The sequence below is a fragment of the Alteromonas sp. AWM4_230 genome (genome assembly GCF_056158305.1).
The window spans coordinates 1845889-1859318 of the sequence record NZ_JBSWTB010000001.1 but is presented as its reverse complement, the minus strand read 5'-3'; the positions used below and the strand labels follow the sequence as shown (position 1 = coordinate 1859318).

Sequence of the window (13430 nt, the reverse complement as noted above, 5' to 3'; positions counted from 1 at the left end):
TTTTCCCTCAAAAATAGTACTCTAGTGAAAATTGTATATGGTCATCTCTTCTTAAGAAAAAGAAGGGGTCATCTTGGTCGTCAGATGAGAAAAAATACCCATCTAACGACCATCGCCAGTTCGCTGACAATCTACTATTTGCTTCGATATAGGCAGAGTACGTTGACGTAGCATCTAAGTCTTTTACGAACCCCACAAGTATTTCACTACCGGCAATATCGTTAGCCATAATTCGCAAACCAAGCATCATATCGTTCTGAGCTATAGCAAAAAAATTATCGTCCCGCTCATCATATTGATATTCTGCTAAATAACCGAGCCCATACCTGCTGCCAAATACACCTTCCTGAGTGTACTCGAACCCCGTAACCAGTGCCGCAAAGTCTTCAGACTGCCCTTGTCTGTAAATACTTTCCAGTTTGAGTAGCCATGCTCCGCTAACCTTAAGTAGATCTACACCTACTTGTTCTATCTGAGCATAATATGGGTTTATGGACAGTTCTCCTGAATCGGAAATTTGCGTAATTAATTCAGGCTCCCTTGTGGTACCAGAAAAATACGAAAGCCCTACTTCCCAGTCATCAATCGAAGATTGCCACCTAAGTGCGTAATCAAGGTTACTCTCTTCACTTGATGATTCGTAAATAGCATCTGAAATCGCCAATGGCGGGCGAAGCCTTCCCTCAGTACTTTGAAACGTTCGCTCGCGGAAATAGGGCAAAACGAAAACTGAAAAATTCCCATACTCCGTAAAATATGAAACGTTCACCATTGGTTGGCCTAACTTGGCTTCACCATCTACAGACTCTACCGAATCGGTTTGGTTGATAATGTCCACGAGGTGCACAGACTCAGTTTGCCCCCAAAACACCTTACCTATGCCAACCTTAGTTTCCCAAGTATCTCTGTAATGCGCCCACTGCAATTCTCTAATATCGCCATGTGTGCGTTCACTATCGTGCTCATCCACACGATAAAAAGGATTGAAAATCAGCGTATCTTGGCCATCGTTGAACTCAGCATAGATTTCGGGAGAGAGATACGCTGAAGCATACGTACGCTCTTGCTGCGGATACAACGAATCCTGCAAATAATAACGCAAATCAAGGCCTGCAGAGCCGGTGAATTCTGCAGAATTGGCGAAAGAGGTAAAGTTAAAAATTAGTAACAGTGCAACCGCTTTTCTAATCATCGAACTCTCTTTAATCTGTTTTTGTCGAAGTCACTTTCTTGTAAATCTGTGTCGAAAGTTAATTCTTCGGTAATCAAAGACGTCGACTTTTTAGTTTGTACATTTCGCATCAAGCTTTTCATAGGACGCCAAAATTTGTTTTTGTATTGTTTGTAATCAGACAAATAAAGCGTTTTTAACAACGACTCTTTACGGTCAAAAAACTCAACTTTCTGAACACGATAATGTGATTTATCTATCCAAACTTTTTGATAAGAGTATCCTGAAAAATCATATTCTGGAACCTGCTTTAAAACGAAACAGGCCTCCCCGTTTATTTCTTCTTCTCCCAAGAATGTGTACGAAAACTTTTCCACTTCGTACGATGTCATATCTTCAAATGCAAACTCACTACCTACGAAAGGGCCGCTTTTGCTTTGCGATGATATACGCTTTACACGCTTCAACGCTGGCAAGAATATCCATTGTTCATCAGCTTCAAGCGCATGCGAGAAACTTAAAAATGCCGTCCCCTTTACATCTCTAGGAGACTCAAAAACGGTAAGTGCTTTATCTCCGTCATTTTTTACTTCCAGAGACTTAACTTCAAGTTTTCTCGTCGCTTCTTTTCCCTGCGAGTTTTTCAAAAGCATGAGAACTTTTGCCTCGTTAGCGCCCCAACCAGTATCCCTAGCCTTGCGTTCCTTTGCTATAGCGATGGCCTTTTCATCACCCTTTATCTCTGAAGCTAAACCGTAGCTAGCGGTACAACCTAATGTTGCAATCAACACTATTCGCGAGAGAAAATTCATATTAAGACTCCTTCTGGGCCGTTCTAGTGTCCTCTAGCCATGCAAGCAACGCAGGCAGGAAGATAAAATCAACAATTAATGCGGCTACGATAATAATGATTGTCAGCATCCCCATATGTGCATTTAAGACAAAGCTTGATGATGCTAACACGGCAAACCCTAAGGTAAGGACAATTGTAGTCGTCGTTAAAGCCATTCCGACAGTTTCAAAGGCATAAACGACACTTTCTTTTGCGTTTAAACCTTGCTCTCTAGCGGTCTGATATTTCGTCAAAAAGTGAACGGTATCATCAACTATTATTCCCATCGTCATACTTATAACGACAGAGAGTGCCATATTTATTTCACCTGAGATAATTCCCCATACTCCAAATCCTATCGCGGCAGGCAGTAGGTTTGTAATTAAACTTATGCCACCAAGCTTTATCGACCTCAAAGCAAATAAAATGAGTATGGAAATTAAGACAAGTGCGAAAACACTTCCCCACACCATGTTTTTCATATTTCGCTCACCGATGTGGGCAAACATCAACGGTGGGCTTGCCGCTTCAATTCTATAATCGTCCGACAGACTCGCAAAATAATCTTTTGCCTCTCTCTCAAGCGTCGTTATATCGCGACTTCCCAAGTTTTTAGTAAGTGCAATTATTCGAAGTGCTGACTTATCTATATCAATTTGGTTACCAAGGTCTAACCCAAATGGCAGAGACATTTCATATAATAATAAATACTGGGATGCGAGCTCGCCGTCGGCGGGTATTACATTAAAGCTTTGGTCATCGCCATTCATGTTTCGGTTCAAGCGTTTAAGCGTATCAGTAAAAGTTAAAACGTGGTTAACTTCACTTCGCGCCCGTAACCATTTAGAAAACTCCTCTATCTGCGCTAAAAAGACAGGGTCTGTGACACCGTATGATTGGTCCGTGTAAATTACGAAGTCAATATTTGACATTCCACCAAGCTTATCTTCGTTTACTTCTACAGCTTGCCTAAACGCACTACGTTCATCGAAATATTTAACCGCAACATCGTTTAAAACATTATTTGTAGCAAATAGGCTAATTACCACAATGACGAGGAGCGAAATAGGCAGCAATATCCGATGGTGCCGATTAACTAAGGTTGCCCACTTCGAGAATACTGAATTATTTACCGAAACAGACGGCTTGAGAGGTCGCAGGGTTAGAAGTGACGGTAATACCGTGAGTGAAAAGACACAAGCCAGCATTACACCAACCGCTGTCATATTGCCTAAGTGGGAAAGAACCGGTACAGCAGAAAAATTTAGCATAACAAACCCTATAGCAGTAGTTATACTGGTAATGAATATAGGCTTTTTATTTACCTCAATACTCTTTCTAATAGCATCTTTATTAGTGAAGCCTTGGTTTAGGTAGTACTTCACTCCAACTATGATATGAATACAGTCTGCAACAGCAAGCGTTGTAATCATAGTCGGTGCATTTACAGTGGCAGTGCTTAAATAAACTCCAAGCCAGCCTGTCAGACCTACAGTAATCGCTACGGAAAAAATCACTACCACTAATGTGAATACCGCGGCCCAAAGTGACTTTACGATCAAAGCAATCGCGATAAAAATTAACAAAAACATTAAGGGTATTAATGTTTCGGCATCTTGCTGTGCAGCCACGGCGAACGCATCGTTCATTATCACCATGCCATTTAAGTAAATGTCATGGTCGGGATATTTACTCTCAAAGTGAGATTTTATTTGTTTTGCAGCTTCGGCTATTTCAATTACTTGCTGGGTTTGATCGCCATCAGGTAGCTGAATTGTCGTATCGATAACGGTAACATCTGTTGTTCTTGATATGAGTCGACCGAAGACTTCTGGACTGCGAGAAAGTACTTGAGCGATGTTCGCAATACCTTCTCTAGAGAGCTTCTCTGCAGTAATTAAATCTTCAACAATTAAATCGCCATCGTCATCGAAGGTATTTTGATAATTAGATATAGATTCAACCCTTGTAGACAAAGGTAGTTGCCATGCAGCTTCTGTTAATTCGTTTACTAGCGTAAGCGTGGACGGCTTCAGTACTTGACCGTCGCTAGGCACAACCATAAATGCAACATTTTCGCTTTTATTGAAAATGTTCTGCATTTCTTCAAATGCAAGCCGTTGTGGATCGTCAGATTCGAAAAATACCTTATAGTCCCCACGGAAATATAAGTTTTGAGCTCCGATAAGAGAAATGGCTGTGACCGCTAGGACTAAAATTAGCGTTATGACAGGGAATCTTATTGCTACTGGCGCGCTGCTAGGTGTGTGACTCATCACAGTATCCTTGATTTTGTATAACGAAATTTTACATTGAAAACAGCAATTAACATAACCCACACAAAAATTTAATCATCAAAAATAACCGCACCTACGTATATTTTGTTGATGCAACACGTAGCGGTTTATCTGATAAATATATGATAAACCGCAACATTAACACTTATTAACGTTAAGATTAGCGATTTTTTTTGATCTTTTCTAAATAAGGTGTAGTATTAACTAAAACAACTGGTCAGATGAGCGGATGAGTTAATTATGAGTATCAGAACTAGCTTAAAAAAAGTATTACCCCCAATTTCAGTCACAGAACAAGAAGCCCTAGACGCGGGTGACGTTTGGATTGAATCTTCTATTTATCAGGGTAAGCCTGACATGCAGGCATTGCGTGATATCCCTCAGGCAAAACTGAGTGCGGATGAACAAGCATTCATGGACGGTCCAGTAGCTGAATTATTGAATATGATCGATGATTTCGAGCTTGGTAACGGTAAGCACATTCCTCAAGAAGTTTTAGACTTCCTTGGTAAGAACCGTTTCTTCTCTATGATCATCCCAAAGAAATTTGGTGGTCTTGAATTCAGCCCTTATGCAAACTCGACTATCGTTGCAACAATTGCTGCGAAAAGCGGTGCAATTGCGGTAACTGTGATGGTACCTAACTCGTTAGGCCCGGGTGAGCTTCTAATGCACTACGGCACAAACGAGCAGCAAGACTATTGGCTACCTCGCCTTGCGGATGGTCGCGACATTCCTTGTTTCGCGCTAACAAGCCCAGAAGCAGGTTCAGATGCAGGTGCTATTCCTGATGCGGCTATCGTTACTAAAGGCGAATACAACGGTGAAGAAGTTCTTGGTCTTCGTGTAAGCTGGGACAAGCGCTATATTACGCTTGCTCCAATTGCGACTGTACTTGGTCTTGCATTTAAAGTATTTGACCCAGACCAACTACTTGGCGACAAATTAGAGCTAGGCATTACTTGTGCCCTTCTTCCTAAGTCACACCCAGGTGTTGAGCTAGGTAACCGTCATGATCCTATGGGCGTACGTTTCTATAACGGTACTACTCGTGGTCAAGACGTGTTCATTCCTATGGACTTTATCATTGGTGGTCAAAAGAACATCGGTCGTGGCTGGCAGATGCTAGTTAGCTGTCTAGGTGCAGGTCGTGGTATTTCACTTCCGGCAATGGGTGTGGCTACAGCACAATCTGCATTTAAAGGCACAGTAGAGTATTCATTCGTACGTGAGCAGTTTGGTCTTCCAATCGGTCGCTTCGAAGGTATTCAAGAAAAAATGGCTGACATCGCGGGTAAGACATTCTTACTTGAAGCTATGCGTGTTCTAACAACTGAAGGTCTTGGTCTAGGCGTTAAGCCATCGGTAGTAACAGCAATTGCTAAGTACCACATGACTGAGCTAGGCCGTGACGTCATGAACTCTGCGATGGATATCCAAGCGGGTAAAGCGATCCAACGTGGTCCTCAAAATACATTAGCGGGTGGTTATGCTGCACTTCCTATCGCAATTACGGTAGAAGGCGCGAACATTCTTACTCGTAACCTGATGATCTTTGGTCAAGGTGCTATGCGTTGTCACCCTTACCTTAAAGATATGGTTGACCTTATTCACAGTAACGAAAGTTCAGCGGATGCAGAGTTCAACAAAGTACTTCGCAAAACCGTTGGCTTCAGCGTTAAAAATGCGTTCCGCAGCTTAGGTAAAGGCTACCTTCCTTTCCTACGTGAGAGCGAGTCGGCATTACCAGAAGTTCGTAAGTACGAGAAGCGTGTAAACAGCATCTCTGCAAAACTAGCGCCACTTGCTGACCTATCGCTTGCGGTACTAGGCGGTGACCTTAAGAAAGCAGAGCTTCTATCAGCCCGTCTAGGTGACGTAATGAGCTACCTATACGGTGCAATGGCAGCAATTCGTTTTTACGAGCAGCGCATTGAAGACAGAAAGCTAGCTCTTCCGTATTTCGAATACGCTATGCAGTGGTCTTTACAACAAGCTGATCAGGCAATTGTTAACTTCATCAACAATTTCCCGAACACGGCAACACGAGGTCTAATGCGTCTTCTTACCAATACCTATACAAACAGTGTAGCGGGTATTAGCGACGACTTAGTACGTGAGCTATCAATTGCGTCTATGCAAGATAACAGCGTGAAAGACCAGCTTACGCACCTTGTACGTGTTAGCCCTGGTGATGGTAACGACATTAACGAGCAAGCGTTTAAAGCGAAACACGCAGTAGCGCACCTTCTTGGTAAAGTGCAAAAAGCACTTCGCAAAGAGCCTGTAGTGCCGTTCATCTCTTTTGAACACGCGCTTAACAAGCTTCAAGAAAAAGGCGTAGTTACAGCTGATGAAGCAGCTAAGCTTCACGACTACAACGAGAAGCGTAAGCTAGCAGTTCGTGTAGACGAATACACGTTCGATATGGAACTTGTTCCAGCGTCGCAAACGCTTAAAGCGATTGATGGCGGTCAGAACGCTGCGTAAAACGTAACCGTGCAGTAATATTGATAAAAAGCCCTGCCACTGTTAGTGACAGGGCTTTTTTGTATTTGCTCAAATCACTGGCCCGCTCCCTTTCTATTGTTTAGTTCGTGCTCTATCCTTTAGTTAATCTCATCTCTTAACGAAAGGATCTGTGCTGTGATAAAGGCGCTAGTTTTAATAAATAAAAGCGTTTCCTCTCTCTTTTTAGTTTTATCGTTATCTTTGCCGTTTTGTACCTTAGCTCATGATAATGGACAAAATTTCATCGTAGGCGAACTTAACCACCCTCGCGTGACTAGTTTCTATAAACCCTTAATACAACGCGCTTATCGAGATATTGGAATAGAAGTAACATTTGAGAAAGTTGGTGGTGAGCGAGGGCTTCGACTGTTAAACGAGGGAATGACAGATGCAGATGTTATTCGTTACGATGTGGTCTCACAACCTGACAATAATATTATTATTGTTCCACCAGCTCTTTCCCATGGCGCATCATTTTTACTGTGTATTAGAGGGGCACAGTGCGAAAAAAGCGTGATTCAAGCCCCAGATAAAGCAATAGCCGTGACCACGCGTTTTTTCTTCAATATGCACGTAAACCCGGATGAGCTTAGCGCTAATATCTTTGAGTTCGATGACTTTAACCATGTTATCAGTTTATTATTAAACGGCAGGTTTGATTACGCAATTTTACCCAGTGACTATTCAGAAAAAGCTATTTTTGAGCAATCAGGAATAGAATATATCCCGCTTGTAGAGCACGAGTTAGTTCATGTTATCCATAAAAAACACGCCCATTTATTAGACCGTCTTTCCGGCGCTATAGCCAAACAACTCGAACTAAAAAAGAATAACAACAAATGATACAAATAAAAACGCCCACGTCATATGAAGTGGGCGCTTTAAGACTTTGAAATTTAACGTGCTATATATATCCTACCTAGGCAAAATCTCTTTATATTACGCGTTAATTTACCTAGCTTTAGTCAAACATATACTTAAGTGAAAGTACTGTTGTACGACCATTCAGAGGGCGCGCTCGAACATAACTTCCCACTTCTGCAGAACCTTCTTCTGACTCAGTAATGATGAACTCATCAGTTGCATTATTCATGCTCAGTGACACCGAGAATTGATCGTTAACCCAGTAGGTAGCGAAAAGATTTACTAGCGTATAACCTTCTTGCTTAAGGTCGTTGTTATCTTGAACATAGTACTCAGTTGAACCTTGTAGTGAAGCGCCAACAGACCAGTAATCTGTAACGTACTCAGGCGTAATCGTCCAAATCCAGTCTGCCTGACGGCGAGGCGTATTGCCCTCTAATGCTGGGTTGTTAACGTCATCACTAATCTCAGCGTCAGTCCATGTAAGGTTACCTGACATCACAAAGTTATCCGTTGCATTCCAACGACCTTCAAGCTCAAGACCTGTCGCTTCGTATTCACGCATGAATGTTAGTCCACTTGTTACTTCTGCTTGCGTATCTTCAGTAACAGTATCAAACAAGGTGGCGTTAACCATTAAGTCTTTTGTACCGTACTTATAACCGATTTCAAACTGCTTGGTTGTGTCGTACCCTGAAGTAGTGCTTGTTAAACTACCGTCAGCATTCAACGTGCCGCCAATCTGAAGTAGACGGTCAGCAATCGCCCGACCACCTTTTGAGTAACGAGCAAAGAAGGTTTGGCTATCGCTCAATAGGTATGAACCACCAATTGAGTAAGACGTGTTATTTGCACTGTAATCTACGATTTGAGACGCCGCACCAGCGCGATTTAGGTTAATTACACCACCACTGATGAATCCGCTGTTAACTGCAGAAGCATCTTCAATTTGCTCAATTACACCGTTACCGTTTAGGTCGAAATCAGCATTACCACCACAGCAAGAACTGATAAGCTCGCCAGATGCTTCAGTGGTATCGTGACGTACCGACGCATCAATGAGAATGTTGTCCGATAACTCGAAGCCTACGTTCATGTAAGGTGCTTTAGTCACATAGTTAAGGTCCCACTCCCAAGAAAGGAAGCTTGCCGATAGTAAACCATCAGACACTAGCTCAACACCGTCTGCATCTGTAATGGTAAGCAACTGAGAATTGTCACCATCGAGTGTTTGAATAAACGTCTGCCAGCTTGACCAGCTTGTAGCGATGTCTTGATTTGAGTAGTAGTAACCTACTGTTAGGTCGATACCGTTATCAAACTCTTTACGCAAGCTGAAATCGTTGATCATGTTGCCAAGGTCGTTGATGCGCGTATCAAACTGAAGGTTCGTGAATGCTTGACCCGTATATACTTCACCAGCACCAGGGCCGTTGGCTAGTACTACGCTTGTGCTATCACAGTTCAATGCATTGCCATCACCGTCTGTTGCGCCAGAGCAAAGTGCTGAAGCAAAGTTTGAAACATCACCAGGGCCTGCTGGGAAACCGTCAGTGAATGGTGCGATAAAACCACCAGAGATATCAGAAATACGGAATTTGTTTAATAGAAACAAATTCTCAGCCACTTCAAGGTCAACTTCTACGCCAAATGAATTTACTTTTGACTCGATACCGTCGCGAACATCACGGTTTTCTGGGTTACCGAAACTGTCGAAAGTAGAAATATTCGTGTTGTAAGCTGAATTCAGTGCTTGCGAGCTCGCATCGTAGCCTGGAACTGGGCCATATTCGCCATCACCTTTAACTAGTACTGGTGAAGGAAGATACGTCGACACTTTATCATCTAAGTTTTTGTAGAAGAAGCGAATGTGACCGTTATCTAACATCTTCGTGATATTAAACTTAACCTGACCGCCTTGGTCGCCGTTGTACCCTGTTTCACGAGGGCCTTCGCCTCCGCGTGCAAAGCCGGCAATGTGGTAATAAAGGTCGTCGCTGATTTCGCCACCGTAGCGGAAATCTAGACGAAACTCTTCATAGTCAACGCCGAATGAGGTACCAATTGCGCCTCCACCCACTTCACCAGTGTTACTGATTAAGTTAATAACACCGCCTGGCGAGTTACTAGCAAATGTTGATGCAGAGCCACCACGTACCGCTTCAACATTCGCCACTGACCAGTCGTAACGTAAGAAGTTGTCGGCATTACCGAAGTTAATGTCACCATATTCCAAAACAGGTAGGCCATCTTCATGTAGCTGCAAGAACTTTGAGCCACCTGTAGCCAGTGGAATACCACGAATTGTTATGTTTGCGTTACCGCCACCACCAGAAGATTCAGCTCGTATACCAGGTAGTGCGCGGAAAACTTCAGCGGTAGAACGTGGTGCGAGTTTGAGAATATCTTCTTCGTCAAACGCGCTTACAGAAACACTTGCTTCCTGCATAGTTGCGCCACCAGGTGCAGCAGTCACAACGATTTGTTCAAACTTTTCTTTCGACTTTGTATCAGCGTCTGATGTCGCAGCTTCCTGAGCAAAAGCCGCTCCTGAAAGCGCTGTACAAACGGCAAGAGTCAGTGCATTGAGTGTGTGATGTTTTTTCATGTTTTTTCTCCGGCAATGTGTTGGAGTTGTTAAATCCTAAGTAGCCTCTTTCCCTAGACTACTAGGGTTGGCGGCAACACAACAAACTTAATCGATTAAGAATCTATAACAAAAAACCAACATTGTAAATAACCTGTGAAGAATTTATTTAACATCGCACCAGATAAGGCACTCCTGATGTTAAAATACTTGTTCCCAAAGTAGCTCCGCCACCTTCAAAAACGCTTCTTCAACAAAACATTATTATCGATTAAGAAAAATTCACGACGAATAGGAACACTATGAAAGTATTTCTTTAATCATCGATTAGTCCTGACGTTAACTTTCTGAACTTTGGTCTCATTTAAACTATTAACTAAAAAACATACTATAGTATAGCTGTACGTTCTTGAGCGTTAGATGGGAAAGAATTAATAGCTGCTTAAGTGAACTAGATGTTTGAGTAAAATCCCTTATGCACGCAACAGGCACTACGTAAAGGTTTCAAAAGGTTGAATAAACAAGAAGACTTAATCTCAAAGGTCGAAATAGAAAGAGACACCACTGACATGCTTTTAGGCAATAGTTTCGTCGGTTTTCTTATGACTATCTTCGCATTTTCAGGCCTTGTCTTTTTCTTCGAAAACAACGAACCGTCGGTTTTTACACATAAGCTGCTAGTGTGGGTTGCTATGGTAAGCATTTCTGTAGCGCGCCTTGTCGATGCTATCTACTGGCGAGTTAATTTGGTGGGCAAAGCGTACAATCCTCGTCCCGCTTTAATCAGGTTCGCTACTGGCTTATACATAACCGGGGGGATTTGGGCCCTCTATTCGATTTTATTTTATTCGTCTATGACCACCATAGAGCTTGCTGCAACCATGGTAGTGCTCGCAGCTATGGCTGGGGGAGCAGGAACCGTTCTATCGCCAAACAAAAAACTTGTAAGCTTTTACTCTACGGCCCTTCTCGTTCCTATGTCGTTATGCGCTGTTACAGACGATGGAGGGGAATTTTTTATCTTGGGCATTTTAGGGTTAGTTTTTTGGTTCGGTATTTTTACAAGTGCCTTTCGTTATAACAAATTTTTTATTAACACACTTCATCTTAAGGCAAGAAACAATAGCTTGGTTGAGCAAATGAAGGTTGAGCGCAGCGAGACAGAAAAAGTTAATCAACTGCTTATTGCGACTAACGAAAAACTAGATGCATCAAACGCGACGCTTGAAGCTGAAGTCGAACGACGAACCGCTGATCTCTATCAACTTTCTAATAGAGACCCGCTAACTAACTTACTCAACCGAAACGGTTTTTTAAAGTACTTAAATAACTTACTTGACACCACACGAGCACTCGATAACTCATTAGCGCTGTTGTTTATCGACCTAGACGGCTTTAAGCAAGTGAACGATAGTCTGGGCCATAAGATTGGAGACATAGTACTGGCGGAAATCGCCAGTCGATTACGCAACTACACAGAAGAAAACCACCTTGGCAGGTGGGGGGGTGACGAATTTGTTGCAGTTATCCCCTACGCGAATGTCGACACAGCCAAAGCTGTCGCCCATGCCATGCGAAGCGGTGTAACCGTTCCTATCATTGCAAATGATAACCAAGTAACTCTTGATGCAACAATTGGCATAGCTATGTTTCCCGAACATGGTGAAACTGCTGTTGATTTGATTCAGCAGGCTGACCTAACTATGTATGACCAAAAGCGCGAACAACGCGGCTCTATAGGTGTCTTTAGCCAAGCACTTCACCAAGAAATTAAACGAGAGCAGCAACTTTGCGAACGTTTGCGCTGTGCTATCGATAACAGCGAATTTACCGTTTTCTATCAGCCGATTATGGATGTAGCTTCAAATACACTTTATTCAGTAGAGGCCCTGCTTAGATGGAAATGCGATGATGAAAGTATTTCTCCGGCCGTATTTATTCCACTTGCTGAGCGCAGTGGACTTATGCCGGAAATAGGTGCTTGGGTGTTAAACCGCGCACTAATAGATTTATCTCACTGGCAGTTTAAACAAGGCCTTGCGATTTCAGTTAATGTGTCGGTCTCTCAACTGCTTGATGATAGCTTCCTTAAAACGGTAGACAACGCACTCAAGACTACCCAAATCTCTTCGGCGCGGCTTCATTTAGAAATAACAGAAAGCGTTTTTGCTAGTGATAAAGAAGTAGTGAGCGTAAAAGTCAATGAACTAGTAGCTAGAGGAATTAAAGTTGCTATTGATGATTTCGGTACAGGCTACTCATCATTGAGTCGCCTACAGTCAATGCCTTGCGATTTTATTAAAATTGACCGTTCTTTTGTACAGAATAGCTCTGAAGAGAGTGATACCATAATAAGAGCGACACTTTTAATGGCAAAAGAGTTTGGCTGTAAGACTATTGCAGAAGGGATCGAAACCGTAGATCAAAAGCTTCATCTTGCTCAACTAGGTACTGATTACTTACAAGGTTTTTACTTTGCTAAGCCTATGAATGCCGGCGACTTAATCTCTTGGTATAACGAAAATTATTAATCACCATGGCTCAACTTTATTTTTATTACTCTGCAATGAATGCAGGAAAATCCACGTCTTTACTTCAATCTGCTTATAACTACCGCGAACGCGGAATGCATTCAATTATCTATACAGCAGCGCTAGATGACAGATACGGCGTTGGCAAAGTAACATCACGTATTGGCTTACAGGCCGACGCTAAGTTATACGCTAAAGGCGATGACTTGTTCACGTCGATAAGTAAAGATTGCGAAGCACGTAAACCCGACTGCGTATTTATTGACGAAGCGCAATTTTTAACTAAAGCCCAAGTAAAGCAGTTAGTAGACGTTGTTGATGAACTAGGCGTACCCGTTCTAGCTTACGGACTACGAACTGACTTTTTAGGTGAAACCTTTGAAGGTAGTCACTACTTGCTGGCTTGGGCAGATAAGCTGTCGGAGTTAAAAACGGTCTGTCATTGCGGTAAAAAAGCAAGTTTTGTTGTGCGTTTGGATGAGAATGGCAATGCCGTAAAAAATGGCGACCAAGTTCAAATAGGTGGTAACGATACTTACGAATCAATGTGTCGAAAGCACTTTAAAGAGTTGGTGTGGGATTAAGGAGGCCGCAAATTGGCCCTTCATATATGCTTAATACTAATTACGCTTTTTAC

General features: G+C 42.5%; 8 protein-coding genes. 4 read left to right on the top strand and 4 right to left on the bottom strand.

All coding sequences use genetic code 11. The annotated features are described in order from the left end of the window. Positions 1-7 precede the first annotated feature (7 nt). Genes ACXACS_RS07850 through ACXACS_RS07840 form a run of 3 tightly spaced genes read right to left on the bottom strand, consistent with a single transcriptional unit; the run spans position 8 to position 4279 of the window. The gene (locus tag ACXACS_RS07850) at positions 8-1192 is read right to left on the bottom strand and encodes a hypothetical protein (protein WP_474805590.1); all 1185 of its coding nucleotides are present in this window, start codon (positions 1190-1192) and stop codon (positions 8-10) included. After that, complete coding sequence (locus ACXACS_RS07845) at positions 1189-1983, bottom strand: outer membrane lipoprotein-sorting protein (protein WP_474805588.1); 795 nt, start codon at positions 1981-1983, stop codon at positions 1189-1191. Before ACXACS_RS07845 ends, ACXACS_RS07850 begins: the two co-directional genes overlap by 4 nt. Before the next feature lies 1 nt (position 1984). Next, positions 1985-4279 carry an efflux RND transporter permease subunit gene (locus ACXACS_RS07840; RefSeq protein ID WP_474805586.1) on the bottom strand — a complete coding sequence of 765 codons (2295 nt, stop codon included), beginning with the start codon at positions 4277-4279 and terminating at the stop codon, positions 1985-1987. Positions 4280-4540: 261 nt separating this feature from the next. Between ACXACS_RS07840 and ACXACS_RS07835 the strand changes: the two genes are divergently transcribed. Beyond that, positions 4541-6790 (top strand): acyl-CoA dehydrogenase, encoded by a 2250-nt coding sequence (locus ACXACS_RS07835; RefSeq protein ID WP_269917480.1) that lies wholly within the window; start codon positions 4541-4543, stop codon positions 6788-6790. 156 nt (positions 6791-6946) lie between these two features. Continuing rightward, a complete protein-coding gene (locus tag ACXACS_RS07830) occupies positions 6947-7654 on the top strand; it encodes a hypothetical protein (RefSeq protein ID WP_474805583.1) in 708 nt (235 codons plus the stop codon). A 118-nt stretch (positions 7655-7772) separates the two neighbouring features. Here ACXACS_RS07830 and ACXACS_RS07825 read toward each other — a convergent pair whose 3' ends face one another. Beyond that, positions 7773-10283, bottom strand: a complete 2511-nt coding sequence (locus ACXACS_RS07825; protein WP_474805581.1) for a TonB-dependent receptor — start codon at positions 10281-10283, stop codon at positions 7773-7775. A gap of 491 nt (positions 10284-10774) precedes the next feature. Here ACXACS_RS07825 and ACXACS_RS07820 point away from each other — a divergent pair, with 491 nt between their 5' ends. Together ACXACS_RS07820 and ACXACS_RS07815 are read left to right on the top strand one after the other, a co-directional pair. Beyond that, on the top strand, positions 10775-12793 hold the full coding sequence (locus tag ACXACS_RS07820) for a putative bifunctional diguanylate cyclase/phosphodiesterase (protein ID WP_474805579.1): 2019 nt from the start codon (positions 10775-10777) through the stop codon (positions 12791-12793). Between the two features lie 5 nt (positions 12794-12798). After that, entirely contained in the window at positions 12799-13377 is a 579-nt protein-coding gene (locus ACXACS_RS07815) for a thymidine kinase (RefSeq protein WP_474805577.1), read from the top strand. Positions 13378-13430 lie beyond the last annotated feature (53 nt).

Excerpts from the sequence above, each read along its gene's own strand:
- ACXACS_RS07840 (WP_474805586.1), bottom strand. The coding sequence starts at position 4,279 with ATGAGTCACACACCTAGCAGCGCGCCAGTAGCAATAAGATTCCCTGTC.
- ACXACS_RS07825 (WP_474805581.1), bottom strand. The coding sequence starts at position 10,283 with ATGAAAAAACATCACACACTCAATGCACTGACTCTTGCCGTTTGTACA.
- ACXACS_RS07815 (WP_474805577.1), top strand. The coding sequence starts at position 12,799 with ATGGCTCAACTTTATTTTTATTACTCTGCAATGAATGCAGGAAAATCC.
- ACXACS_RS07835 (WP_269917480.1), top strand. The coding sequence starts at position 4,541 with ATGAGTATCAGAACTAGCTTAAAAAAAGTATTACCCCCAATTTCAGTC.
- ACXACS_RS07850 (WP_474805590.1), bottom strand. The coding sequence starts at position 1,192 with ATGATTAGAAAAGCGGTTGCACTGTTACTAATTTTTAACTTTACCTCT.
- ACXACS_RS07845 (WP_474805588.1), bottom strand. The coding sequence starts at position 1,983 with ATGAATTTTCTCTCGCGAATAGTGTTGATTGCAACATTAGGTTGTACC.